The sequence below is a fragment of the Dyella solisilvae genome, assembly GCF_003351225.1.
In the GTDB taxonomy this organism is placed as follows: domain Bacteria; phylum Pseudomonadota; class Gammaproteobacteria; order Xanthomonadales; family Rhodanobacteraceae; genus Dyella; species Dyella solisilvae.
This window is the reverse complement of the sequence record NZ_QQSY01000003.1, coordinates 16,859-42,901: the sequence shown is the minus strand read 5'-3', so window position 1 is coordinate 42,901 and position 26,043 is coordinate 16,859. Positions and strand designations below refer to the sequence as shown.

Here is a 26,043-nt window from a genome sequence, read left to right as displayed (position 1 = left end):
ATGGGCGTGCGCGGGCTGGATCACATCAACCTGCGCGCGCCTGCCACGCTGATCGAACGGCTGCGGCGTTTCTACATCGATGTGATCGGCCTCAGTGAAGGTCCGCGGCCTGCCGTTCGCTCGCGTGGCCATTGGCTCTATGCCGGCGCTCATCCCCTCGTCCACCTGACGATCGCCGACGAAGGCGACGGGGCAGCCATGCCAACCGGCTGGATCGCCCACTACGCCATGGCCTGCAACGACCTGACCGGCATGCGCGCAAGGCTGGATCAGGCTCGCGTGCCCTATCGCGTTGGCGGCTCGCCGGAACAGGTGCAACTGTTCCTGCTCGATCCTGCAGGCGTCACGCTGGAGCTGAACTTCAAGGATTCCTAGCGCGACCGGCGTGCCTCACCGTCCGGTCACGGCAGCGAGTTACCATCCGTGGCAACGCCGCCCGGAAAACGCGCCATGGCCAACGAACCCGCCGTCAAGCTCGCCGTGCTGATCGACGCCGACAACGCGCAGCCCGCCATCGCCGCAGCCTTGCTCGCCGAGGTCGCCAAGTACGGCACGGCGCACGTCAAGCGTGCCTATGGTGATTGGACGTCCAATCACCTGAAGAGCTGGAAGGAGCAACTGCTCACCCAGTCGATCCAACCCATCCAGCAATTCGGCTACACCAGCGGCAAGAACGCCACCGACTCGGCGATGATCATCGACGCGATGGACCTGCTGTATTCGGGACGCCTCGACGGTTTCTGCATCGTTTCCAGCGACAGCGACTTCACCCGCCTCGCCGCGCGCATCCGCGAGTCCGGCCTGATCGTCTATGGCTTCGGCGAACGCAAGACGCCCGACCCGTTCGTCGCCGCCTGCGACAAGTTCATCTACACCGACATCCTCGCCGCCAAGCCGGACGAGGAGCAGCCGCTCAAGCCGCGCACGGCTGCGCAGCTCAAGCAGGATTCCAGCCTGGTGAACCTGCTGCGCAACGCGGTCGAGGCCGCCTCCGACGACGACGGCTGGGCCGCGCTCGGCGGCGTCGGTTCGATCATCACCAAGCAGCGCCCCGACTTTGACGCGCGCAGTTACGGCTATCACAAGTTGAGCGAACTGATCACGGCCACCACGCTGTTCGAGATGGACCGCCGCAGCCCCGGCGAGGGTCGACCCAAGGTCATCTACGCACGCAACAAGACCAAGAAATCCACCGCTCGTGAATAGCTTCATCGCCATCCTGGCGCAGGCCCTGCGCATGCAGCCCGAAGGCGCCCTCTGCGTCGCCTACAGTGGCGGCCCTGACTCCACGGCCCTGCTGCACGCGCTGTCCGAGCTGCCGCTGGCGCGTGCGCGCGGACTGCGCGCGTTGCACGTGGACCATGGCCTGCATGCGGCAAGCCATGCCTGGGCCGAGCACTGCCGTCAGATGGCCCAGGAATGGGGCGTGCCCTGCCTGGTGCTGCGCGTGGAGGTCGACCACGCGCGCGGCTATGGCCTGGAGGCCGCCGCGCGCGAGGCGCGCTATCGCGCGTTCGCGCTGTCGTTGCAACCGGGCGAGCGGCTGCTATTGGGGCACCATCGCGACGACCAGGCCGAGACCGTCCTTCTCAAGCTGCTGCGCGGCGCCGGGCCGGAAGGCCTGGGTGGCATGCGGGCGTCGCGGCCATTGGGCGAAGGCACACTGTGGCGACCTCTGCTCGACGTTCCGAGGGCGACCTTGCGCGCGTACGTGCAGGAGCGCGAACTGCCATGCATCGATGACCCCTCCAACGCCGACAGCCGCCTGTCGCGCAACTTCCTCCGCCACGAGGTACTGCCCCGCCTGAACCAGCATTGGCCGCAAGCGGTGGAGTCGATCGTCCACAGCGCGCGACTCAGCCGCGCCGGGGCCGAAGCGCTGGAGCAACAGTGGCGTCACGCCATGGCCGAGTTGCTGGATCCGGCGACCGGCAGCCTCGACGCCGCCGGCTGGCTGGCGCTTCCGCACGCTTTGCGCCAGCCCCTGCTGGATCACTGGCTGCATGCGCGTGGCCTGCCCGCCCCCACCACCGTCCAGCGCGAGCAGATCGAGCGCCAATGCCGAGCCCGCGATGGCCAATTGCCGTGCATCCGCTGGAACGGCGCCGAGCTCCATGTATGGAAGGCCCGCCTCTGGGCCTTGCCGCCCCGGCGCGCGATCGATCCGCAATGGCAGGCCTGCTGGCAGGGTGAGCCGCTGGCCCTGCCCGATGGGGGCAGCCTGCTGCTGGAACCAGCAGGCCAGCTGACCGAGGCGCTGGTTGTGCGGCTTCGCCAGGGAGGCGAACAACTGCGCCCCGCCGGCGACGCGCATACCCGGGAACTGCGCGACCTGTTCCAGCAAAGCGGCATGCCGCCGTGGCGTCGGCTTGCCTGCCCATTGCTGTACGCGGATGAGGAACTGGTTGGCGTCGGCGACCGCTGGCTCAGCACGCGAGGCGCCCAGCTGTTCGGGACCAACCGCCCGCACTGGCAACCTGCCTATTAGCCTCCCTGCGCGACCGGGGCGCGCGGTCCATCAGGACGTAGTGCAAGAAAGGTGATCGCCTCCAAAAAGCCGCCACGCGTCGCAGCCTGAGTGCGACCTTTTGGCCGCATTGGATTGATTCCTAACCGCCCCTGCGCTAGCTTCTGCGGCCATGGCCAAGCCCGCTTCCGCCCCCGCGACCCCCGCTCCCGCCGCCGATTTCGAACACTCGCTGGACGAACTCGAGCAGCTCGTGGCGCGCATGGAAGGTGGCGAATTGAGCCTGGACGAGTCCCTCGCTTCTTTCGAGCGGGGCATCGGCCTCTATCGCCACTGCCAGCAAGCATTGGAAAATGCCGAATTGCGTGTGCGATTGCTGCTCGACCCAGATGCCCCAGATACTGCCGAACCGTTTGAACCCGAGCTCTGAACTCGGCGCCGACCTCAAGTCGCTGATCGCCCGCGCCGACGAGGCGCTCGTCCGTTCGCTGCCCCCTGAAGACGCCCCGCCGATCGAGCTGCATCGCGCGATGCGCTACGCCGTGCTTGGCGGCGGCAAGCGGCTGCGGCCGCTGCTGGTCTACGCCGCCGGCCACGCGTTTGGCGAAAGCGGATCCCGGCTGGATGCTCCCGCTGTTGCGGTGGAGCTGATCCACGCCTACTCGCTGGTGCATGACGACCTTCCCGCGATGGACGACGACGACATGCGTCGCGGCCGCCCCACCTGCCACATCGTGTTCGGCGAAGCGATGGCGATCCTGGCCGGCGACGCGCTGCAGGCGCTGGCGTTCGAACTGCTCGCCCACGACGTCGAGCTGGGCGTGGCGCCGGCACGATGCGTGGAGATGCTGCGCGTGCTCGGCCGCGCCTGCGGCGCCGAGGGCATGGCGGGCGGTCAGGCGCTGGACCTTGCCGCCGTGGGCCGCAAGCTCAGCCTGGTCGAGCTGGAGCACATGCATGCCTGCAAGACCGGCGCACTGATCCGCGCCTCCGTGCGCCTGGGGGCCCTGGCCGCCGGGGCGCCCGATGAGGCGCTGGCCTCGCTCGACCGCTATGCGCATGCCGTGGGCTTGGCTTTTCAGGTGCGCGACGACATCCTCGACGTCGAAGGCGAGTCGCATGTGATCGGCAAGACCGCCGGCAAGGACGCAGCCGCGGACAAGCCCACCTTTCCCTCCATCATCGGCATGGAGGCATCGCGCGAACACCTCCAGCGCCTCACCGATGACGCGCTGGCGGCCATCCAGCCGCTCGGCGCACAGGGCATCCTGCTCGAGGAGCTCGCGCTCTACGCGGCTGCACGCTTGCGCTGAACCGCACACCCGGCTCCGGCCAGTCGGCCGGAGCGCGCCCAGCGCGCGACCGGAAACGACGCCCAGAGGTCAACATCCTGGCTGACGGGACGTTACAAGGCAGATACGTCAGCCACCGTCCTTGCGCCATGCTTCAACGCCGCCTTCCCCTGCTCCGCCTGGCCCTGCTGGGCGCCCTCGGTTTCCTGTTGCCCGGCATGGCCTCGCACGCCGCCGCGCCGCAAGCTGCCGATTTCACCGGCGCCTGGCGTCTGGACGACCGCAATAGCGACACCACCGACACGCTGACCACGGCCATGCGTGGCGAGGCGCGACGGGAAATGCAGGCGAGCGCGGCTCCCGCAGGGCAGACGCCCGCATCGGGCGCCCCCCCGGCAAACGGCGACCATCCTGGCGGCGGCCGTCATGGCGGCATGGGTGGTGGCGGCATGGGCGGTGGTGGCGGCATGGGCGGCGGTGGCGGCATGGGAGGCGGTGGCGGCATGGGCCATGGCGGCGGCATGGGCGGCGGTGGCCACGGTGGCCGGCACGGCGGCGACAGCTCCGACAGCAAGCCCGCCGGAGCCAACGACAAGGACCCATTGGCCACGGCCACCTACCCGATGCCACCCACCCTCAGCGTCGACTCGGTGCTGCTGGTGCAGCAGGACGCCAAGACCTTCCAGGTCCGCCTCGGCAACGGCGACCAGCTGACCGGCAAGCTGGACGGCCAACCCCACCAGTCGCTCAACGGCGCCGCGATGGTGCGTGGCCATGTCGACGCGGGCCACCTGCAAGTTTCGATCCAGTACGCCGACGGCACGCAGCTCGACCAGAACTGGGCCCTCTCGCCGGATGGCCAGCAACTGGTGGTCACAGGCTCGTGGAAGGTGCCCACTCTCCAGCAGCCGGTGAGCTACAAGCGCACCTACGTCGGGCTGCACTGAAGAGCGAGGAGATAGTCGGGAGAAGCGAGTAGTGAGAGAGAGCCGAGTGGCAACGGCTTTCTCTCACTACTCACTTCTCCACACTCACTCCTCGCTCTTCGCTCTTCGCCTCACCGGATCAGCCGCAGCGTGAACGGGTAGCGGTAGCGCACGCCCTCATTGGCGCGGATGGCGGCCACGATGGTGAACACCAGCCAGGCTACACCCACCACCACGCCGACAGGCCATGCCACCAGCACACCCAAGCCAAGCGTGAGCAAGGTGAGCAAGAACAGCGCGAAGAAGACGATGGCCACGGTGATGTTGAAGTTGAGTGCTTCCTTGCCCTGATCATCGACGAAGGGCATCGCATCCTTCTTGACCAACCAGATGACCAGCGGCCCCAGGAAACATCCCCAGCCAAGCCAATGGCCGGTGATGACCAGGCCAAGCAACGCCGACAGGTGGGCAAACATGGCCCACTGGCGCTGCTGGGCGGAGGGTAGGTCGGACGACGCGGCGGGGTCGTTCGGCGGCGGTACGACGGACTCGGGTGGAACGCTCATGCGCGCATCTCCTGGTCGTGAACCTCGTTGTCCTGCCGGCCCGGCGTCAGCGGCGCGAACCGGCAAGGAGATCGTAACAAGGACACGCGGGAAATACCCCCGCCAGAAGGGCTACTCGCCGGCGATGGTCATCTGCTCGAGCAGGATCGAGCCGGTGAGGATGTGCGAGCGCGGATCCACGTCGGCGCCCACGGCGACGATGTTGGCGTACATGTCGCGCAGGTTCGCCGCGATGGTGATCTCTTCTACCGGATAGGCGATCTGCCCGTTCTCCACCCAGAAGCCGGCGGCGCCGCGCGAGTAATCGCCGGTGACGGTGGACACGCCCTGCCCCATCACCTCGGTCACCAGCAGGCCAGTGCCCATGCGGCGCAGCATGCCGGCGAAGTCGTCTTGGCCTGGCTCCACCAGCAGATTGTGGATGCCGCCGGCGTTGCCGGTGGAGGCCAGCCCCAGCTTGCGGGCCGAATAACTGCCGAGTACGTAGCGGGCCAGCACGCCGTTCTCGATGAGCGCGCTGTCGCGCGTGGCCACGCCCTCGGCGTCGAAGGCGCCCGAACCCTGACCGCGCATCAGGAACGGGCGCTCCACGATGTTCATCCACGACGGCATGACCTGCTGGCCGGCATGGTCGAGCAGGAAGCTGGCCCGGCGATACAGGGCACCGCCACTGACCGCGCCGACCAGATGTCCGACCAGCCCGCGCGCCACCTCCGGCGCGAACAGCACCGGGCACTGGCGCGTGGACAGACGCTGGGCGCCCATGCGCGCCAGCGTGCGCTGGGCCGCCTTGTCGCCCAGCGTCTGGGCGCTCATGAAGTCGCCCGCCGCGCGCACGCTGTCGTACCAGTAATCGCGCTGCATGCCCTCGTCGTCGCCGGCGATCAGCGACAGCGACAGCGAGTGGCGGGTGCCGCGCTCGCGGCCGACGAAGCCGTGCGAATTGGCGTAGACCGCCAGGGCCTCGCCCATCTGCACGCTGGCGCCATCGGAATTGCTGATGCCCGCATGGGCCCGACCGGCGTCCTCGATGTCCCTGCCGAGGGCGATCGCTTCGCTGGTGTCGATGCGCCACGGGTGCCACAGGTCCAGGTCAGGGAACTCGGTGGCCATGCGCGAGGCGTCGGCCAGGCCGGCCGCCGGGTCTTCCTCGGTGAAGCGGGCAATGGCGCAGGCCTGCTCCAGGGTCGCCTGGATCGACTCGGGGTTGAGGTCGGCCGTGCTGGCCGAGCCCTTGCGCTGGCCGAAATACACGGTGAGCCCGAATCCGCGGTCGCGGGTGTGCTCGACCGTCTCCACCTCACCCAGGCGCACGTTGACGTTCAGGCCGGTATCGATGCTGGCCGCCACCTCGGCCTGGCTGGCGCCCGCGGCGCGGGCGCGGCGGATCACTTCCTCAGCCAGCTGGGCCAGTCGATCCAGTTCGTCCAGGCTGCGGTCCTGGGTGGGGGCAAGTTCGGTCACGCGAGGGATTCCTGCAGGCAAGCGGGTAACGGGTAGAATACGCGGTCCTACCCGCGCAGCTTTCCCGAGATGGGGTTGCGTGGCCGATTTGCAAAGAGCGTCCCCGGAGAAAGCCATGTCACCGACAGCCGGCATCTACCGTCACTACAAGGGCCAGCGCTACCGCGTACTGGGCACGGCCCGGCACAGCGAGACGATGGAAGAAGTGGTGGTCTACCAGGCGCTCTATGGCGACTTCGGCCTGTGGGTGCGTCCCGCCACGATGTTCTGCGAAACGGTGGAACTGGAAGGTGAGCCGATTCCCCGATTCGCCCTGGAACAGGCCGAACCGAACCTGTTCGACAGCCACAGCGCCACCCACTGACCGCCTGGCCGCCCTGCTGGAAGACCCCGAGTGAAGCGTACCTACACCCACGATCCCGACCACGATTACGGCCCCACCCGCACGCAGCAGCGCCGCGACGCGCTGGCCGTTCTGGCCCTGGCCAACCAGTTGGTCGAACTGCCGGCCTCGAAGCTGGCCAAGCTCGATCTGCCCGAAGACGTGCAGCGCGAGATTGCCAACACCCGCCGCATCACCGCGCATATCGCGCGCAAGCGCCAGATGGCGTTCCTGGCGAAGGTGATGCGCCGCCACGAGGCCGAAGTGTTCGACGGCGTGCGCGCCGCGCTGGGCGAGAACCGCGAGCGCCAGCGTCAGGAGACCGCCGCCATGCATCGCCTCGAGGTGACGCGCGAGCGCCTGCTGACCGATACCGATGGCGTTATCGGTGAGCTGATCGAGCAGTATCCGAATCTCGATCGCCAGCACCTGCGCTCGCTGGTGCGCCAGGCTAAGGCGGAGAAAGACGCCAACAAGCCGCCGCGGGCGTACCGCGAGATCTACCAGTTGCTGAAGCAGCTGGCCGATGGTGGCGATGTGGATGCCGAGGAAGCCGCTGAAGGCGAAGACGAATCGGAACACGAGGAGCCCTGAGCTCCTCATCGTCATCCCGGCGGAGGCCGGACAAGCGCAAAGCGCGCAGAACGCCCGAAGGGCGGCCCCCAAGGGGGCGATCGTAGCGAGTCATCCAGTGCCTTGCTCTTGGCGCCAGAGCAAATAAAAGACGCTGGATCCCAGCCTACGCTGGGATGACGGCACGTTGGAACTCAGCCCTTCCGCTCAAACTGGCTGCATGTGTCTCGCGGCGACACCCAGCAGTCGTGCAGCCCACACAAGCGGCTCTCCGCGACGGTAGCGCCATAAGCCGAACCGAACGACGCCATCCCCGGGAGCTGTGGCTCCAGACGTTGCCGCGCCTCCTCGCGATGCCGGCAATGCAGGCAGCATGCCGGCGCCGCGCGGGGCAGATCGGCGGCCACCGCCGCGCTCATCCGCCGAGTCCGTTCCAGTAATCGGCGAACACATGCACCGACAGCAGGTAGCCGACCACCACGTTCACCGCCACGCCAATCGTGAAGGCCAGGAACGGCCTCCAGCCGATCGCGGTCAGCGAGCGCAGTCGCGTGGTGAGGCCGATGCTGAGGAAGCAGAAGGTGAAGGCCCAGGTGCGCAACGTGCTGATCGGCGCCACCAGGTCCGGCGTGACGATCTTGCGGTAGTCCGCCAGCGAGTAGTGGCTGGCGATCCAGGTCACCAGTGCGGAGGCCAGCACGAAGCCGATGACGAACTTCGGAAAGCGCGCCCAGATCTCGCGCACATCCGCCTTCGCCTGCACGCCGTCGTCACGGCTCCAGCGGGTGGCGGCCACCCAGGCCAGGGTGAAAGCCCAGATGCCGATCCAGATGTCGCGGCCCACCACCTTCATCAGGGTGAAGGCCTGCACCGCCGCGTCAGGCGCGCCGGCAATGGCGCCGCCGGCATGGCGGGCGGCATCGCCATAGGCCTGCGCCGCAGCGATGCCCGCCGCATCGGCGAATTCGGACGTGCCGATCCACGCGCCGGCCACGGCAGTGGACAAGCCCAGCGCACGCGAGGCAAACGGCAGCACGAAGATCATCACGATCGCCCACACCACCACCAGGGTGATCGCCATCGAGGCATGTTCACGCTTGGCGCGCACCGCGCCGCCAGCGGCAATCGACGCCGACACGCCGCACACGGCGCCGCCCACGCCCAGCACCGCGGCGAAGCGCTTGTCCAGGCCAAGCGCCTTGCCGGCGAAGAAGATGGTGAAGAACGTCGCCAGCGAGACGATGGTCGCCTGTCCCACCGCCACAGGGCCGGCCCACACCAGCAAAGTCAGCGGCAGGGTCGCGCCCAGCAGTACGATGCCCACCTTGATGTAGAACTCCACGCGCAGCGCCGACTGGAACCACTCCGGCAGCTTCACCAGGTTCGACACCAGCAATCCGGATGCCAGCGCCAGCAACGGCGCTTCAAGGTTGTAATGGGACGCCTGCGTCCACGCCGACGCGGTGAAGATCACCAGCGATGCGACAAACAGGATGAGGAACCCCCGCAGAAAGCGCGAGAGGGAGTGGCCGAGCACCGCCAGGCCGGTGCCGAACAGCAACGCGAACGTCGCGAACAGCGCGAGATAGTTCGGCAAATGGGCGACGATGCCATGTCCCACTTCGCTCAGCGTCGTCCATTTGGCCGGCGCCACCGCCAGCCACTTCAGGCTGCTGCCGCTGGCGAACAACGCCCAGGCCACCACGATCACCAGCAGGCCGATCCAGACTGACCACCAGTCTTCGTTGGAGAACACGCCAGTGCGCGGCACGCGCACGGCAGCATCTTCGACCGGCGATGCGCCAGCCGGCAGCACGCGCGTGATTTCACTCATGGCATCGCCCTCTTTGCAGGCACATTGAGATCGGACATCCAGACGTCCGGACGGCTTCACGTCGGACATCCATCCGCACCGTGAAATGTCCACCGGTGCGGCGCGAAAGCAAAATGAGCTTTCGTTCTATCCATATGCCCGTTGGCGGCGACTGTCACATAGGCGAAACCGGCTCACCGGCGTTACATGCCCGATGCAACGCGGCACGGACGTGGGTGTTGCGCTTAGACTGGCCGCCATACCGGTGAGCGCACTGACTTCGCATGCCCCACGACCTGCTCCTGATCGCCCTGCCCTTTGCCCTGACCGCCTCACTGGCGGAGGCGGTGGTGCTGAACCGCCGACAGCCCGGCCGGTACGACTGGAAGGCGATGGGGTTATCGATCCTCGACCAGCTTGGACGCCAGGCTCTGGTGTTGCTGCCGCTGTCGCTGGCTGCCCCGGTGTTCGCACTGGCCTGGAGCCACCGCCTCGCCACCATCACGCTTGGCGGCGCCTGGAGCGTGTTGCTCTTATTCGTCGGGATGGAGTTCTGCTACTACTGGTACCACCGCGCGGCGCATCGCGTGCGCTGGTTCTGGCTGACCCACCGGGTTCACCACTCACCCAATCAGCTGAATCTGTCCGCAGCCTATCGGCTGGGCTGGATGGGCCGCATCACCGGCAGCCAGTTGTTCTTCACGCCGCTGGCCTGGCTGGGTTTCACACCCAGGCTGGTGCTCACCACGCTCGCGCTCAACCTGCTTTACCAGTTCTGGCTGCACGCCACCTGGATTCCCCGCCTGGGCTGGCTGGAGTACGTGCTCAACACGCCCTCTTCGCACCGGGTGCATCACGGCGCGAATCTGGAATACCTGGATGCCAACTATGGCGGCGTGCTGATCGTGTTCGACCGGCTGTTCGGCACCTATGTCGCCGAACGGGACGACGTGCCCTGCCGCTATGGCCTGGTGCATCCGGCGACTGGCTACAACGTGCTGCGACTGGAGTTCGCCCCCTGGGCGGAACTGGCGCGTGACCTGCGCGGCGCGCGCAGTCCGCGCGAATGGTTCGGCTACCTGTTTGCGCCGCCGGGCTGGCGCCCGAACGGCAAGGGCGAGACCACCGAAGACCTGCGCCGCCTGCATGGGATGCAGACGGCGCCCGAAGCCACGCCAATGCCCGCCTTCGGCGATTAGGACGCGGTACCACCCACCGTCATCGCATCCACCTTCAACGTCGGCTGACCGACGCCCACCGGCACGCTCTGGCCATCCTTGCCGCACACGCCGACGCCTTCGTCGAGCGAGAGGTCGTTGCCGATCATGGAGACGCGGGTGAGCACTTCGGGGCCGGCGCCGATCAGGGTGGCGCCTTTTACCGGGCGGGTGATCTTGCCGTCCTCGATCAGGTAGGCCTCGCTGGCGGAGAACACGAACTTGCCGCTGGTAATGTCCACCTGGCCACCGCCAAAGTTCACCGCGTACAGGCCACGCTTCACCGAGCGGATGATCTCCTGCGGATCGTGCTGGCCAGCCAGCATGTAGGTGTTGGTCATGCGCGGCATCGGCAGCTGCGCGAACGATTCGCGGCGACCATTGCCGGTGGGGGCCATGCCCATCAAGCGCGCGTTGAGCTTGTCCTGTATGTAGCCCTTGAGGATGCCGTCCTCGATCAGCGTGGTGCACTCGGTGGGCGTGCCCTCGTCGTCTACGCTCAGTGAACCGCGGCGACCGACCAGGGTACCGTCGTCCACCACGGTGACGCCGGGCGCCGCCACGCGCTGGCCAATGCGGCCGGCGAAGGCGGAACTGCCCTTGCGGTTGAAGTCGCCTTCCAGGCCATGGCCGATCGCCTCGTGCAGCAGCACGCCAGGCCAGCCCGGACCCAGCACCACCGGCATGCTGCCAGCCGGCGCGTCCACGGCGTCCAGGTTCACCAGCGCGCCACGGACCGCTTCATCGGCAAAGGCCAGCGCGCGGCCGTTCTCGATCAGTTCGCGGTAGCCATAGCGACCGCCGCCACCGGCGCTGCCCTGCTCGCGGCGGCCGTTGTGCTCGGCGATCACCTGCACGTTCAGGCGCACCAGCGGGCGCACGTCTGCGGCCAGCGTGCCGTCGGACGCGGCCACCAGCACCGTGTCCATGGTGGCCGCCAAGCTCACGATCACCTGCTTGATGCGCGGGTCGCGCGAGCGCGCATAGGCATCCACCTCGCGCAGCAGGGCGATCTTGTCGGGATTGGGCAGGCTTTCCACGGGGTCGATCGCGGGGTACAGCTGGCGGGCGCCGTTCAGCGCCAGCGGCTTGCCGACGCCGTTGCCGCCCTGGGCGATGGCGCGGGCGGCCCTGGAGGCCTCCAGCAGCTGCGGCAGCACGATCTCGTCGGAGTAGGCGAAACCGGTCTTCTCGCCGCTGATGGCGCGCACGCCCACGCCCTGCTCGATGGAGTGGCTGCCGTCCTTGACGATGCCCTCCTCCAGCACCCAGGACTCGCTGCGCGAGTGCTGGAAATACAGGTCGGCGGCGTCGATGGACGGGCCCATCAACTGGTTGAAGACCCGGTCCAGGTCGGTGGCGGCAAGGCCGCCCGGCGCCAGCAGGCGGCGTTCGGCCTGCGCGATCAGGGAATCCATGAAGTCGTTGCCATCGGTCAAAAGGGGGACTGTAACAAGTTGGGGTCCGCCGCCGACGGTTTAAAGGCGCGCGACGGGTGGGCCCGGCATCAATGGACCGTGCTGGCCGGGGCCGGAGATGGAGCCTTGGCAGGGGCTTGGGCGGGGGCCTGAGCGGGGGCCTGAGCGGGCGTCGGCGCCGGTGTAAGCGCCTCACCGGTCAAAGGCGGTACGGCGGCCGGAATGGCAACGTCCTTCTTCTCGACCACGGTGATCACCGGCTTGTCCCAGCTGCCGGTGATCCGGTAGTGGGCGCTGGCCGCGTGGTTGATGCCCTTGCCCAGCAACCCCTGCGCCACGAAGCCCGCGGCGATGCCGATCGGTCCACCGACCACCGCTCCCACCACCGGCAGGGTATTGCCGGCGTGCGGTATGGCCAGCACTTGCAGGTCGTAGTCCCTGGCGTGCACGCCGGTGCGACCCTTGATGGTGATTTCCGCCGCCGGACTGCGGATCTGCAGGTTGTCGGTGACGGCGTTGCCGTCGCCCAGCTTGAAGTCGCCGGTGATGGCGTCGAAGGTCAGCCCCTTGCCGAACACGTCGCCGAAATCGAAGGTCAGGCGACGCGGCAGCTCCAGCACCGAGACCAGGCCGAACAGGCGGGCCACGCCCGGCCCCACCTCCGGCATGCGGCCATCGGTGATGTTGATGCTCAGCTTGCCGTCCATGTTGCCCAGCTCCATGGCGGAAGGCGCCCCCGGCCAGCTGGCGTCCAGCTGCGCGCGCACCTTGCCGCCGGCCAGCAGGCCCTCGTAACCGAAGGCGCCGAGCATCTCGCCAAGATTCTCCGCGGAGAAATCGATGCGCATGTGCGAACGGCTGTTGCCGGCGGTGCCTTCCCAGTCGCCGGCGCCAGTGATCTGCACCCCGCGCGAGAGCGTGCGCAGCTGGTCAATGTGCATGCCACGCTCGGTTGGCCAGGTCTCCAGGCGCGCCTCTCCCAGCTTGGAATCACCAAAGCGCAGGTCGTTGACCCACAGGTGGAACGGTGGCAGCGCCGACGGCGTAATACCGGTGGCGGCCGGGTTCGGCGCAGGCGGTGTGGGGCTCGTGCTGGCCGCAGCCGGCGCCGCCTGGGGCGAAGCGGCAGCCGCAGTTTCTCCGGCCTTATGCGGGGGCGGCACGACATCCCTGGGCCAGTACAGGCGCTGCAGTCGCGCGGTGACGCCGCGCTTGTTGATGTCGGCCAGCGGCACCCCGAATCGCCCGGCCAGCGCCGCGCTGTCCACGTCGACGGTCAGGCCATCGGCGGCCGAGCTGGCCAGCAGGTGCATGTCGGCGAATGGATGGCCAAACACCATCGCCTGGTCGGCGTTCACATCGATGCTTTCCAGCCCCGGGCCACCGTTGCTGGCGCCGGAGGCGGCGTACTGCACCCAACCGGTGACGTCCAGCTTGGCCGCGCGCCCACGGATGCGGATGCCGTGATTGGGCATGGTGTCGGGCATCTTGGCGCCAAATGCGAAGGTGGCCGCCAACGACTGGCTGTCGTTCTGGGGCAGGCGCATCCGCGCGCGCACCACCTGCCCCACCGCCAGTTGCACCTCGCTGCCGGCCATCGGCAGGTTCATGTCCAGGTGCAACGGCAGGGTACCCTCGGTGGGCTTCTTCATCGGCGTCGGGAAATTGAGCGACATGCCTGCCAGCGTCGAGTCGACGCTGAGCTGCTGGCTGACCGCCGCCGATGCGGTGGGATGCGCGATGTTGAAGCCGATGCTGAAATCAGCGCGACCGTCCGCCATCTGGCTGAGCCAGTCCAGCTCCTTGTAGCCCTGAACCAGCTCGCCCATGCTGAAGCGTCCGTTGAGCTTGGCCGACAACAGCGTGTCTGGCTGGCCGGTAGCGCCAGCGATGGCGAGATCCAGCTTGGCCGGCTGCCCGCGGAAACTGGTGTCGAGCGGACCGGCGTGGAAGCCGGCCTTGTCGAAGGTCGCCGGTCCGGTCAGCTTGTCCAGCTTGAGGTTCCATTCCGGTGCGTTGAAATCGACGCCCTTGAGCTGGGCGTGTCCGTCAAGCAGGAAGTCCTCGGCCTTGGCCACCGGCAGCGACAGGTGGAAATCGAAAGCGCCACCGCCGCCCAGCTTGAGCTTGGACAGCACATCGGCCTGATGGATGCCGATCGGGCTGCGCCGCACGAACTCCAGCATGCTCGCGCCGCTGCCATTGCCACTCACGTTGAGGTCGAGCACGGTGTTGCCGAACTCGGGGATCAACGCCACCGCGCGATCGACCTTGTTGCCCAGCGATTCGCCACCGCTGGCTTCCACGATCATGCCGCTGTTGACGAAGCTCGCCACGGCCGAGACGTTTTCCGCGCGCGGCCAGTCCTTGCCGTACTCGAGCGTCAGCCCGCTGATATCCGCATGCGCCTCGAAACGCCCTTCGTTGTGGTGGAACGGCCAATCCTTCAGGTCACCGCGCACCAGCACGTCAGCATGATCGATGGAGCCACCCACCAGCGCCTGGTCGAGCCATTGCACGGCCGCCGGCGCCATCGAGTCGATGGGCCAGAACAGCTTGGCGGCCACCACGTCCGCATGGCTCAGGCTGGCGTACAGGTCCATGAACGGAGGCCCGCCAGCCAGCGGCAGGGCCACCTCGCCACGCGCCTCGCCGCCGAAGCCAGTTCCTTCGAAGCTCAGCGCCTCGGTGCCGATATGCCAGGCCTCGTCGTCGCGCCAGAACGCAAGGTCGCCTTGCAGTCGCGGCATCACGAACGGCTCGCGGAAGGTGTGCGGAAACCGCACCACCGTGGACTGCGCCGGCAACGAGACATCCAGCGCCTCCGCATCGCCGCGCAGCTCGCCCTGAATGCCGTCGACGCCCGGCAACTTGCCCACCGGATCGATCGCCACGCCCTTGAAGGCGACATCCAGCGCCTGCAACCCATCGGCCTTGTTCCAGTGCAGTTGCGCCCGCGTGATCTGTCCACGCGGGTTGCCCGAGCCCACCCACCGCGCCAGCCCAGGCGAAAGGTTCGGCTTGAGCGCCAGCCAGGGCACCAGCGGCCCCAGTTGCAGGTTGCTCACGGCCGCATCCACGTGGGCCTGATCAGTCCCCATGGCCTGCGCGCTGATCACCGCGGCGCCGCCGTTGTCGGCGGCCCAGCGCAGGGTGTAACCGTCCTTGCCGATGGCCAGCTCAGCCAGGCCATCCAGCGATGGCGCGGTGGCCACCACGCCGTCGGGGTTGCCCACCGCCAGATGCTTGAGGTGGAAACGGGTCAGGCTGCGCACCACTTTGGCGTCGCGCCAATCGAGCCAGCTTTCAAACGAGCCACTACCGCTCTCAGCCGTATAGCCGCCCATATCGATGCCCATGGACATGACATGCAGGTCCAGGTCGGTTCCACCGATCCACAACCGGCCCTCGGCGCCGTCGTCACTGAAACTGCCGGCGCCGCGCAGTTGTCCGGGCGCCCCTTCGCGGCGCAGCAGCGCGCCGACGCGGATGCGCCGCCCCTGCCGACTCAGGCGCAACTGGTCGGCGAGCAGGGTGTAATGGCGCTCCAGCTTATGGTCAGTAATTTCCAGCCGGGTATTGGTCAGCCACAGGCCCACCGACAACTGCCCGAACGCGGGCCTCTGCCGCTCCTGGCCACCGGCCAATCCAATGCCGTTGATGTGCCAGGCGCCATCGCTGTCACGGCTCATGTCCATTTGCAGGCCGCGTGCATGCAGGTTCAACAGGTGGCGCGTCGGCAGCAGCCAGCCGCCGAAGTCCAGCTTCAGCTCGGCCTCGGGAATACGCAGCGGAACCTGGCCGTCTTCGCTGCCGATGGTCAGGCCACGCATCACGAACAACGGACCGGCGGGCTGGGAATGGCCTTCCAGCGAGTCGAACTTCACCGGGCGTTGCAGCACCTCGCCCAGCCGCGCCGACACCCATTCCGGGTGGCTGGCCAGTGTGGGCAGCAACAGCTGGGCCACGGCCATCAGCACGGCCAGCGAGATGAGGGCCACGCCGGCGACCCAGGCCAGTGCCCGGACACCCAGACGCATGCGCTTTTGCCAGAGCGCGTTCACGGTCCGCTCACAGCGCGGCCAGGCCAGCGGCGCTTACCGCCGGGCGCTTAAAGCAAAACCACATCGAACTGTTCCTGCGAATAATGTTCTTCGGCCTGAAAGCGTATGCTTTTGGAGATGAACTCTTCCAATTCAGCCACCGCGACGGACTCCTCCTCCAGGATGCGTCCGACCACCTTGGGGCTGGCCATCACCAGCAGTTTCTCGGTGTTGAATTGGCGCACCGCGCGGGTGATCTCGCGGAAGATCTCGTAGGTCACCGTTTCGGCCGTCTTCAGCGTTCCCCGCCCACCGCAGGCCGGACAGGGTTCGCACAGCTGCCGTTCCAGGCTCTCTGTGGTGCGTTTGCGCGTCATCTCCACCAGGCCGAGAGCCGACATGGGATAGACGGTGGTCTTGGCGTGGTCGCGCGCCAGTCCCTTCTCGAGCATGCGCAGCACCTGGCGGCGGTGCTCCTCGTCGGTCATGTCGATGAAGTCGATGATGATGATGCCGCCGAGGTTGCGCAGGCGCAGCTGGCGCGCCGCCGCCTGCGCCGCCTCCAGGTTCGTGCGGTAGACGGTTTCCTCGAGGTTGCGCGTGCCGACGTAGCCGCCGGTATTCACGTCGATGGTGGTCATCGCCTCGGTCTGGTCCACGATCAGGTACCCACCGGATTTCAGCGGCACTTCCTTCTTCAGCGCGCGCTGGATCTCGTCCTCCACGCCATACAGGTCGAAGATCGGGCGCTCGCCGCTGTAGTGCTCCACGCGGTCGTCGAGGTGGGGCATGAATTTGTGCACGAACTTCACGACCTTCTCGAACGTCTCACGCGAATCCACGCGGACCTTCTCGATGTCGTCGTTGAGCATGTCGCGCAGGCTGCGCAACGGCAGCGACAGTTCCTCATATACGCGGTCGCCGACCTTGGCCTTGGCGATGTTCTCCTGCACCACGCGCCACACCTTGCCCAGGTAGGTGACGTCGAAGGCGAGCGACTCGGCGGTCTGGCCCTCGGCATTGGTACGCACGATGTAGCCGAGCGGGTTCTCGCCGATCAGCGACGTGAGCACGTCCTTCAGGCGCTGGCGCTCCTCCTCCTCCTCGATGCGGGCGGAGATGCCCAGCGTCTTGGCGTGCGGCAGCAGCACCAGGTAGCGCGAAGGAATCGACAGGTGGGTGGACAGCCGGGCGCCCTTGGTGCCGATCGGGTCCTTGACCACCTGCACCACGATCTCCTGGCCTTCGTGCACCAGCTCGCTGATCGACGGCACGTGGCCGTTGCCTCCGGCCGACGCCTCGGCGCCCTCGGCCGCGCCGGGCGCCTGCGGGCGAAGGATGTCCGAGGCGTGCAGAAACGCCGCGCGCTCCAGCCCGATGTCGACGAACACCGCCTGCATGCCCGGCATCACCCGCTGCACGCGCCCCTTGTACACATTGCCGACGTAACCGCGCCGGGAGGCCCGCTCCACGTGCACCTCCTGCAACATGCCGTTCTCCACCACGCCGACGCGAGTCTCGCGTGGGGTCACGTTGATCAGGATCTCTTCGCTCACCGGGCACTCCCTTAATCGGCGATCTTTATAGCGGCAGGACGCGCACACTGTCGATGCGTAGTGAAGTCCGTCGACACGGCGCGCCAACTGGTGCCCAAAATGCCTGCACACCCGTCGATTTCATGTACCGACCAGTGCTCGATTGCCCCGCCGAAACAACCGCGACGCTAAGCTGCGCCCCATGCTTCAGACGATCCTTCCCGACCTGCTTCGTCCGGGCCTGTCGCTGGTGTTCTGCGGGACCGCGGCGGGCCGGCGCTCGGCATCCGAGCAGGCCTATTACGCGCACCCGGGCAATCGGTTCTGGCACGCCCTGCATGCCGTCCAGCTGACCCCACGCCTCTTCGCGCCTGCCGAATTTCCGCTGCTGCTGTCGCTGGGCATCGGCCTCACCGACCTGGCCAAGCACCACGCCGGCAACGATGATGAACTGCCACGCGATGCCTTCGACGTGGCGGCGCTGCAGGCGCGCATCACGCATCATGCGCCCGGCGTGCTTGCCTTCACCAGCAAAATGGCCGCTCGCGCCGCCCTCGGCCGCGCCGCGGGCTATGGGCTGCAATCGGAGTGCTTCGGCGCCACGCGGCTGTTCGTGCTGCCCTCGCCTTCCGGCCAGGCCCGTGGCCACTGGGACCTCGGGCCGTGGCGAGAACTGGCCGCGCTGGTGCGCCCAACCGCTCAGGAACGGGCGTAGTCGGCCAGCGCCTCGGCCAGGTGGTCAAACAGACGGCGGACGCGCTGGCTCTGGCGCAGATCCTCATGCATCACCACCCAGGTCTCGAGCGGCAACGACAGTTCGGCGGCCAGCAGCCGCACCAGCGCCGGATCATGCCTGGCCAGACCGACCTGGATGATGCCGATGCCCAGGCCAGCGCGGATCGCCGCCAGCGCGGCCAGGTCGCTGTCGGTGCGCAGGGCGAAGTGTTCGCGCGTATACGGCAGACCTTCCGGACGCAGGCGACGCACATAGGGCGCCTCGGTGTCGAAACCGATCAGCGCGTGCCCGGCGAGCTCACCCAGCGTGGCTGGCTGGCCATGCGCCTCCAGGTAGCGGCGATGCGCGAACAGCCCCAGCTCGATGCGCCCGACGTGCCGCGCGACCAGGGCCTCCTGGGTGGGCTGGACCATGCGGATGGCGATGTCGGCGTCGTGCCGCAGCATGTCGCTGGCCTGATTGGAGAGCACCAGTTCCAGCACGATGCCGGGATGGCGCTGGCGAAAGGCGGCGAGGATCGGCGGCAACACCTCGGCCCCGATCACTTCGCTGGCGCTGATGCGCACTGCGCCGCGGATATCGTCCTTGCCGGCGGAGGCGGCGCGCTGCAGCGCCGCCGAGGCGGAGGCCATGGCCTGGGCGTGCGGCGCCAGTTCGTGAGCCAAAGCCGTTGGCGTGAGCCCCTGCGGCGAACGGGCGAACAGCGCCACGCCCAGCGCCGATTCCAGCTCGCGCATGTGACGCCCGAGACTGGGCTGGGTCATGCCCACCGACCGCGCAGCGGCGGACAGGCTGCCCTCACGCATGACGGCGAGAAAGGATCGATAGAGCTCCCATCCGGGATCAGCCTTTGCCATGCATATTTTTATAGCAGATCTTAGCTATTAGCGAATTTTCTTTGAGGCTGTCGGCGTTCAAGCTGCTCCCATCCCCAAACGGAGAGCCCACCATGAACACCCAGCGAATGGCCCTGGTCATCGGCGCCAACGGCGGTATCGGCAGCGAAGCCTGCGCGGCCCTGCGGCGCCATGGCTGGCGGGTACGCGCCCTGGCGCGCAAACCGCCTGCCGACCCCGCCGACCGGCAGGTCGAATGGATCGCCGGCGACGCCATGAACGCCGCCGACGTACTGGCCGCCGCGGCTGGCGCCAGCGTGATCGTCCACGCCGTGAATCCGCCCGGCTATCGCGGCTGGGGCCGGCTGGTTCTGCCCATGCTGGATCACACCCTGGCCGCCGCCCGCGCCCACGGCGCACGCGTCGTGCTGCCCGGCACCATTTACAACTACGGCCCGGATGCGTTTCCCCGCCTGACCGAGCGCTCGCCGCAGCATCCGCCGACCCGCAAGGGCGAAATCCGCACCGAGATGGAGCGCCGGATGCGCGAGGCGGCCGATCAGGGCGTGCGGGCGCTCATCCTGCGTTGCGGCGAATTCTTTGGTCCGCGCACCGGCAACAGCTGGCTGGCTCAAGGACTGGTGCGTGCGGGCGCCCCGGTGCGGCGCGTGCTTTATCCCGGCGACTACGCCATCGGCCACAGCTGGGCTTATCTGCCGGACGTCGGCGAGGTGCTGGCCCGGCTGCTGGATCGCGAAGCCGAACTGGAGGACTTCGCCAGCTTCCACTTCGGCGGCTACTGGCTCGACGGCCACGGCATGCTCGACGGCATCCGCCACGCCACCGGCAATCCGCACATCAAGGCAGGCCGTTTTCCCTGGTGGTTCGCCGAGCTGGCCGCGCCGTTCAACGAGACCATGCGCGAGCTTTGCAAGATGCGCTACCTGTGGCGTACGCCGATCCGGCTCGACGACACCAAGCTGCGCGCTTTCCTCGGAGGCGAGCTTTACACGCCGCTGGACGAGGCCCTGCGCACCACCCTGGAAGGCATCGGTTGCCTACCGCCGGTCAGTCGACCGACGTATGCCGGTACTTGCTGACGTCGCGTTCGAGGATCGGCGATGCCTGGTTCGACCACGAGCGGCGGATGTAGGTGACCACCGCCGCAACGTCGGCATCGCTGAGCTGCTGCGCGAATGGCGGCATCGAGTAAGGTCGCGGATTGCCCTTCGTCACTGGCGGGAAACCGCCGAGCAACACCACGCGCACCGCGTTGGTTCCGCTGGGTTCGTTGACCGAGGAATTGCCGTTCAAGGGCGGGTAGATACCGGGTACCCCGTTGCCATCGGCGCCGTGGCAGTCGGCGCAGCGCTGTTCGTAGATCTTGGCGCCCTGGGCCATCATCTGGCGCGTGTCGATCGGTGACTGCTCAGCCGTCCTGGCGGCGCGCGGCGGCAGTGACTGCAGGTAGGTGGCGATCGCCTGCAGGTCGTCCTCGTGCATGTGCTGGGTGCTCTGCGCCACCACCTCGGCCATCGGCCCGAACGCGGTGCCGCGCGCCGATTGCCCGGTCCTCAGCAGGTCGACGATGTCCTGCGCCGACCAGCCGGCCAAGCCGCCGTTGGCCTGGGTGCTGAGGTCGGGCGCGTACCAGTTCTGCGCCGGCATCTGGCCGCCCACCAGCGTCGGGCTGGCCTGGCTGCCGCCAAGCGCGTCGCGAGGCGCATGGCATTCGTTGCAATGACCCAGGCCCTGCACCAGGTAGGCGCCGCGGTTCCAGGCATCCGACTTGCCGGGATCGGGCTGAAATTCACCCTCGCGGAAGTAGAGCGCGCGCCACGCGCTGAGGCTGTTGCGCACGCTATAGGGGAAATCCAGCCCCAGCGGCTTGGCCGGCTGATGCACCGGCGGCAAGGATTGCAGGTAGGCGAAGATCGCCCGCGCATCCTCACGCGATACCTTGGTGAACGAGGTGTAGGAGAACACCGGGTAGAGCAGCTCGCCGTGGCGTCCCTTGCCGACGTGCAGGGCCTGCCAGAAATCCTCGAAGCTCCACTCGCCGAGGCCAGTCTCGCGATCGGGCGTGATGTTGGGCGCGGCGATGTTGCCGAACGGCGTGGACAGCACCCGACCACCGGCAAAGCGCGCCCCGCCCTGCGCGGTATGGCAGGAGGCGCAGTCACCCACCTGGGACAGGTACTCGCCACGGGCGATCAGCGCCGGGTCCTTGAGCTCAGTGGCATCGACTGCGCCGGATGGCGACGGGGTCGGCGCCCGAGCGGCTTCACGCCACAGCCACCAGCCACCGATGGCCAGCAACAGCACGATGATGATGCCTATGACGCGCTTCATGCCCCGCCCTCCTGCCCTTCCAGCACACCGCAATGCAACGGCGGCGTGACCGAGCCGGGCGCCTGTGCATGCATGTCCGCCGGCAGCTCGCGCCCAGCCAGCCACGCCGATACCGCGCTGATGTCCTCGGCGCTGAGGCGGTTGGCGATCTGCGCCATGCAATCGGGCGCCGCCATCGCCCGCGTCTGCGTGCGCCACGAACCCAGCTGCGAACTGATGTAGTCGTACGGCAAACCAACCAGCCCCGGAATATTAGGCTGCACGCCGGTGAGCTGGCTGCCGTGGCAAGCGGCGCAGGCCGGGACCTGCCTCGCCGGATCGCCGTGGATCACCAGTTGCTCGCCCCGACTGAGCGCTTCGGCCGGCAGCCGTGGCATCGGCGAACGGGCATAAGGCACTTCCTGCGCAGCGAAATATTCGGCGATCTCGCGCATGTAGTCGGGGCTGAGCTCTCGCACGGTGTATTCCATCGGGCCGTATTTTCGCAGGCCGCTCTGGAAGTACTGCAGCTGCCGCGCCAGATAGCCGGCCGGTTTGCCTGCAAGACGTGGGAAGAATCCGGTCTCGGGCGTGCCCTCGCCATGCACGCCATGGCAGGAGGTGCAGGAGGCAATGCGCTGCTGAAGCGTGTCGGGAATGTCCGGGTGCGCAGCCTCCTCGGCATGCGACGCCATCATGAATGCCAGGGCCAGGATCAGACTCGACAGCCTCCGGCCCATGGCGCACCTGCCCTGCCACTGCTTCGCGATAAGCCCTTTCATGAAGTTCCCGTGGTGCGCGAGAGACGCCGCCAGTACGGCGTGGCAGGCCATCCGTTGATTATAGGCATTGCCCCCGCCCGGACCACCGCAAGCATCAACCCACGGCATCTTTTGCGACATCATGACGCACACCTATGTCCGCCAGGAGGTTCCGTGTCTCGTCGTCCGCTTTCGCTCGCCGTGGTCGCTTCGCTGCTGCTTAGTCCCCTGCTGTTCGCGGGCGAATCGACGGACCCGGCCTTCGCCTCCATCGCCACGCTGCAGCAGCAGATGCAGTCAGGCAGCCTCACCAGTCACGCGCTCGCGCAGCAGTTTCTGGAGCGCATTCGGCGCATCGACCAGAGCGGTCCATCGCTGCACGCGGTGATCGAAACCAATCCCGATGCGCTGGAGCTGGCGCGCAAGCTTGACCAGAAGCGCACGCACGAGAAGCCATCCAGCGCCCTTTACGGCATTCCGCTGTTGCTGAAGGACAACATCGACACGGGCGACCGCATGCACACCACGGCCGGTTCGCTGGCGCTGGTGGACGCGCCGGCGGCGCATGACGCAGGGCTGGTCGAACGTCTGCGCGCGCAGGGCGCCGTGATCCTCGGCAAGACCAACCTCAGCGAGTGGGCCAATTTCCGCTCCAACCACGCCAGCAGCGGATGGAGCGGCCGCGGTGGCCAGACGCACAGCCCGTACGCGCTGGACCGCAACCCCTGTGGCTCCAGCGCCGGCTCCGGCGCGGCGGTGGCCGCAGGACTGGTCACCGCGGCAATCGGCACCGAAACCGACGGCTCCATCATCTGCCCCGCAGCCGCCAACGGCATCGTAGGCATCAAGCCCACGCTTGGGCTGGTCAGCCGCAGCGGCATCGTGCCGATCAGCCACAGCCAGGACACCGCCGGCCCGATGGCGCGCAATGTCGCCGACGCCGCAGCCGTGCTCAGCGTCATCGCAGGAAGCGATCCTCGCGATGACGCCACGGCCGAGGCTGACCGTCACGCCACGGACTACACCCGCTTCCTCGATCCCGAGGGCCTGCGCGGCAAGCGCATCGGCGTGGTGCGCGAGCTGGCCGGCGCCGAACCGAATGCCGACCGCATCCTCGATCAGTCAATTGCACTGATGAAGGCACAGGGCGCCATCGTCATCGACCCGGTGGAACTACCGCACCTGAAGGAACTGGGCGACGTGGAGCTCACCGTCCTCCTGTATGAGTTCAAGCACGACCTCAACGCGTATCTGGCCACGCGACCCGGCTTGCAGGTGAAGAGTCTGGCCGAACTGATCGGTTACAACCGTCGCGAGGCGGAGCGCGAAATGCCGTGGTTCGGTCAGGAGTTGTTCGAGCAGGCGCAGGCCAAGGGCCCACTGAGCGAAGTGGCCTACACCCAGGCGCTCGACAAGGCCAAACGCCTGTCGGGCCCGGAAGGCATCGATGCGGCATTGCAGTCGCAGCAGCTGGACGCCCTGCTGGCGCCGTCCTGGGGCCCCACCTTCGTCACCGACCCCATCCTGGGAGACCACGTGGTCAGTGGCGACCCGACGGTCGGCGGCCCCTCCCAGCCGGCCGCCATGGCCGGCTACCCGTCGCTCACCCTTCCGGCCGGTTTTGCCCACGGGCTGCCGGTGGGCATCGTGTTGTTCGGAGCGAAGTGGAGCGAGCCGACCCTGATCGCCATCGCCTACGGCTTCGAGCAGCATGCCCGGGCATGGCGGGCGCCAGGCTTCCTCGACACCGTCGGCGGCAGCCCGGTGCCGGCGGGCCGCTAGATCTGCCGAACTTTCCGCGTCGCCGGCCCAGGCTCACGCAACTGGATCGATAGTGGCGAGGTGGATGACGCCGATGCGGCGGCAGGCTCAGCCTGCCACGCGTCGTGCAGCAGCACACTGACAGCCAACCGCTGCCCATCTTCGCGCTCGTGAACCATGCCGCCATAGATCTGGGCGCGGTCGCGGATGGTCGTCAGTCCCTGCCCGCTGGCGCCCAGCAGCGACACCAACTGACTCCACTCCGGCGCCGCTTTGCCACGCTGCGCTGGCGTCGCACGGGCGCCGCTGATGCGCAGCACCGCCCATCGATGACCGTGGGTGAGGCCGCCGCGAATCTGCACACGGACGTCCCGCACTGGTTCGCGCGCCATCAGGTACACGAGGATCTCGCACGCCTGGCGGTACAGCATCAGGTGTACGTCCGGCGACAACGACTCGAGGCCAGAGCCGCCCAGCTCCCAGCGATAGGACGCCCCCGCCATGGCTGCGGCCCTGGCCAGCGGGCCATCTTCGAACGTGGCCGCCAGGCCACGCTCGCGCCAGGCGCGCGGATGCAGCGTGTCGGCCAGACGGTGCACCTCGCGCTGGGTATGGTCGATATGTCGCACATAGCTCTGCTCGATGTTCGCCGGCAGCAACGGCCGCAAGCGCTCGAACATGCGCTGCTGACCTTCGCGCATGGATTGGCCCAGTCGCTCCAATGACTCGGCCACCTGACGAAGACGCAGTTCCTCCTGGTAGAGACCCCGCTGCGCCAGCTGCAGGCCACGCATCAGATCGCCATCGTTCGGCGCCATCCTCGAAACGCCGGCAAGCTTGGCTCCGACCATCAGCAGGCTGGACACCGCAAAGGCAATCAACGCCTGCGCCTGGATGACGGCTGGATCGCGCACCACGGTCTCGGTGAGCTGCGTGGCCACACTGGCCAGCAGCCCGCCCACAGCCGCTCCCTGCCAACCGTGTCGCAGGGTCAGCCAGGCCGCCGGCAGGAACATCGCCATGCGGATCACCTGCATCACCTCCAGGTGGTCCACCCGCGAGATCATCCACATCATCAACACCAGTGGCGGCAGCACACCGACGACGCAGTCCCTGACGAAGTCGCCCCGAAGCGCCTCCAGCCATGCGACGCGTCCCCTCGCCGCCCAGCCGCGCAAGGCCAGGAAGGCCAGGAAGGCCGGGACCAGGGTTAGCGCCCCCAGGTAGCCGCCAAGGAAATAGTCCAGCGCGATGTGCAGGGTGATGACCGGAGGAGTCTCCCCGGGCGGCATCCGCATCAGGGCAAGCGTCCCCGTATTGATCAGCGCCGTAAGGACGGCGCCCACGAGGATGTAGGTCAGCATGCCGGTTACATGAACTTCGCTGCCGCGGAACAACGCCACGCGACGGCGGCACCATGCGAATACCGGCGCATTGAGCATCAGGGGCGGCACGGCAAGGGCGCTCGCCCAGAGCCAGCCAAAGCGCTCATGGTTGTCCCAGCCCGCATACGCCAGTGGCAATGACTCGGCCACGAACAATGCCGGCCAGTAACGCGCCGGAACCAGCAAAAGGCACAGCACGCGCAAACCGGAGGTGAGATTCCAATGCGAACTGGATAGGTAGCGCAGCAGGGCATAGCAACTGGCGTAAGCCATGCCGGCCGCCAGGTAGCGTCCCATGCTGATGACCCGCGCAGGCATGCCCGCGCGCTTCATTTCGTTCGTCGTCCTAACCATGCGGTGATGCGAAGCCCCTGTTCGACAAGCCCGGCGCCGCGCCCCTCGATCGAGGCGACAGCCCGAGCTGTGTACGCAGGCGCCATTCTGGCAGGAAAATGCACCCGCTGTTCATCAGGCGCTCATCTTCCACCACATTCGCTCACAAGCGCGGCCGTCCACCGTCCGTATCCCTGACGGCGA

General features: G+C 67.6%; 22 protein-coding genes. 12 read left to right on the top strand and 10 right to left on the bottom strand.

From position 1 onward, the window contains the following. The 6 genes from DVT68_RS12355 (at position 1) to DVT68_RS20550 (ending at position 4,706) form a co-directional block, all read left to right on the top strand. Positions 1-375, top strand: a complete 375-nt coding sequence (locus tag DVT68_RS12355; RefSeq protein WP_114825405.1) for a VOC family protein — start codon at positions 1-3, stop codon at positions 373-375. Between the two features lie 75 nt (positions 376-450). After that, positions 451-1,206, top strand: coding sequence for an NYN domain-containing protein (locus DVT68_RS12350; RefSeq protein ID WP_114825404.1), 756 nt, complete (start codon positions 451-453; stop codon positions 1,204-1,206). Next, positions 1,199-2,488 carry a tRNA lysidine(34) synthetase TilS gene (gene tilS, locus DVT68_RS12345; protein ID WP_325050422.1) on the top strand — a complete coding sequence of 430 codons (1,290 nt, stop codon included), beginning with the start codon at positions 1,199-1,201 and terminating at the stop codon, positions 2,486-2,488. Before DVT68_RS12350 ends, tilS begins: the two co-directional genes overlap by 8 nt. Positions 2,489-2,639: 151 nt before the next feature. Beyond that, a complete protein-coding gene (locus DVT68_RS12340) occupies positions 2,640-2,897 on the top strand; it encodes an exodeoxyribonuclease VII small subunit (RefSeq protein WP_114825403.1) in 258 nt (85 codons plus the stop codon). After that, the gene (gene ispA, locus DVT68_RS12335; protein ID WP_114825402.1) at positions 2,881-3,780 is read left to right on the top strand and encodes a (2E,6E)-farnesyl diphosphate synthase; all 900 of its coding nucleotides are present in this window, start codon (positions 2,881-2,883) and stop codon (positions 3,778-3,780) included. The genes DVT68_RS12340 and ispA overlap by 17 nt, the downstream gene beginning before the upstream one ends. Before the next feature lie 128 nt (positions 3,781-3,908). Next, positions 3,909-4,706: a hypothetical protein gene (locus DVT68_RS20550; protein ID WP_199536053.1), complete on the top strand. Its 798-nt coding sequence runs from the start codon at positions 3,909-3,911 to the stop codon at positions 4,704-4,706. 110 nt (positions 4,707-4,816) lie between these two features. Here DVT68_RS20550 and DVT68_RS12315 read toward each other — a convergent pair whose 3' ends face one another. Both DVT68_RS12315 and pmbA read right to left on the bottom strand, forming a co-directional pair. After that, positions 4,817-5,251, bottom strand: a complete 435-nt coding sequence (locus tag DVT68_RS12315; RefSeq protein ID WP_114825398.1) for a DUF4870 domain-containing protein — start codon at positions 5,249-5,251, stop codon at positions 4,817-4,819. 111 nt (positions 5,252-5,362) lie between these two features. Further along, on the bottom strand, positions 5,363-6,715 hold the full coding sequence (gene pmbA, locus DVT68_RS12310; protein ID WP_114825397.1) for a metalloprotease PmbA: 1,353 nt from the start codon (positions 6,713-6,715) through the stop codon (positions 5,363-5,365). 115 nt (positions 6,716-6,830) lie between these two features. Here pmbA and DVT68_RS12305 point away from each other — a divergent pair, with 115 nt between their 5' ends. Both DVT68_RS12305 and yjgA read left to right on the top strand, forming a co-directional pair. Next, on the top strand, positions 6,831-7,079 hold the full coding sequence (locus DVT68_RS12305; RefSeq protein WP_114825396.1) for a DUF1653 domain-containing protein: 249 nt from the start codon (positions 6,831-6,833) through the stop codon (positions 7,077-7,079). Positions 7,080-7,109: 30 nt separating this feature from the next. Then, the gene (gene yjgA, locus DVT68_RS12300; protein WP_114825395.1) at positions 7,110-7,691 is read left to right on the top strand and encodes a ribosome biogenesis factor YjgA; all 582 of its coding nucleotides are present in this window, start codon (positions 7,110-7,112) and stop codon (positions 7,689-7,691) included. A gap of 394 nt (positions 7,692-8,085) precedes the next feature. Here yjgA and DVT68_RS12290 read toward each other — a convergent pair whose 3' ends face one another. Next, on the bottom strand, positions 8,086-9,504 hold the full coding sequence (locus DVT68_RS12290) for a YeiH family protein (protein WP_114825393.1): 1,419 nt from the start codon (positions 9,502-9,504) through the stop codon (positions 8,086-8,088). Between the two features lie 263 nt (positions 9,505-9,767). On the opposite strand from DVT68_RS12290, the gene DVT68_RS12285 reads away from it, so the two are divergent. After that, positions 9,768-10,682, top strand: coding sequence for a sterol desaturase family protein (locus tag DVT68_RS12285; protein WP_114825392.1), 915 nt, complete (start codon positions 9,768-9,770; stop codon positions 10,680-10,682). On the opposite strand, the gene tldD is transcribed toward DVT68_RS12285, so the two are convergent. The 3 genes from tldD to rng form a co-directional block, all read right to left on the bottom strand. Continuing rightward, a complete protein-coding gene (tldD, locus tag DVT68_RS12280) occupies positions 10,679-12,118 on the bottom strand; it encodes a metalloprotease TldD (RefSeq protein WP_114825828.1) in 1,440 nt (479 codons plus the stop codon). The genes DVT68_RS12285 and tldD overlap by 4 nt on opposite strands. Positions 12,119-12,207: 89 nt before the next feature. Next, positions 12,208-16,158: a YhdP family protein gene (locus DVT68_RS12275; protein ID WP_114825391.1), complete on the bottom strand. Its 3,951-nt coding sequence runs from the start codon at positions 16,156-16,158 to the stop codon at positions 12,208-12,210. A 71-nt stretch (positions 16,159-16,229) separates the two neighbouring features. Next, positions 16,230-17,717, bottom strand: a complete 1,488-nt coding sequence (gene rng, locus DVT68_RS12270; protein ID WP_114825390.1) for a ribonuclease G — start codon at positions 17,715-17,717, stop codon at positions 16,230-16,232. A 181-nt stretch (positions 17,718-17,898) separates the two neighbouring features. Here rng and DVT68_RS12265 point away from each other — a divergent pair, with 181 nt between their 5' ends. Further along, a complete protein-coding gene (locus tag DVT68_RS12265; protein WP_114825389.1) occupies positions 17,899-18,411 on the top strand; it encodes a mismatch-specific DNA-glycosylase in 513 nt (170 codons plus the stop codon). On the opposite strand, the gene DVT68_RS12260 is transcribed toward DVT68_RS12265, so the two are convergent. Next, the gene (locus DVT68_RS12260; RefSeq protein WP_114825388.1) at positions 18,396-19,289 is read right to left on the bottom strand and encodes a LysR family transcriptional regulator; all 894 of its coding nucleotides are present in this window, start codon (positions 19,287-19,289) and stop codon (positions 18,396-18,398) included. The two genes, DVT68_RS12265 and DVT68_RS12260, sit on opposite strands and share 16 nt — an antisense overlap. Before the next feature lie 92 nt (positions 19,290-19,381). Between DVT68_RS12260 and DVT68_RS12255 the strand changes: the two genes are divergently transcribed. Next, positions 19,382-20,368, top strand: coding sequence for an NAD-dependent epimerase/dehydratase family protein (locus DVT68_RS12255; protein WP_114825387.1), 987 nt, complete (start codon positions 19,382-19,384; stop codon positions 20,366-20,368). On the opposite strand, the gene DVT68_RS12250 is transcribed toward DVT68_RS12255, so the two are convergent. Both DVT68_RS12250 and DVT68_RS12245 read right to left on the bottom strand, forming a co-directional pair. After that, positions 20,337-21,620: a c-type cytochrome gene (locus DVT68_RS12250; protein ID WP_114825386.1), complete on the bottom strand. Its 1,284-nt coding sequence runs from the start codon at positions 21,618-21,620 to the stop codon at positions 20,337-20,339. The two genes, DVT68_RS12255 and DVT68_RS12250, sit on opposite strands and share 32 nt — an antisense overlap. Next, complete coding sequence (locus DVT68_RS12245; protein ID WP_425477509.1) at positions 21,617-22,297, bottom strand: c-type cytochrome; 681 nt, start codon at positions 22,295-22,297, stop codon at positions 21,617-21,619. Before DVT68_RS12245 ends, DVT68_RS12250 begins: the two co-directional genes overlap by 4 nt. A 237-nt stretch (positions 22,298-22,534) precedes the next feature. Here DVT68_RS12245 and DVT68_RS12240 point away from each other — a divergent pair, with 237 nt between their 5' ends. Beyond that, positions 22,535-24,142 (top strand): amidase, encoded by a 1,608-nt coding sequence (locus DVT68_RS12240; protein ID WP_233523452.1) that lies wholly within the window; start codon positions 22,535-22,537, stop codon positions 24,140-24,142. On the opposite strand, the gene DVT68_RS12235 is transcribed toward DVT68_RS12240, so the two are convergent. Next, entirely contained in the window at positions 24,139-25,824 is a 1,686-nt protein-coding gene (locus tag DVT68_RS12235; RefSeq protein ID WP_147281722.1) for an MASE1 domain-containing protein, read from the bottom strand. The two genes, DVT68_RS12240 and DVT68_RS12235, sit on opposite strands and share 4 nt — an antisense overlap. Positions 25,825-26,043 lie beyond the last annotated feature (219 nt).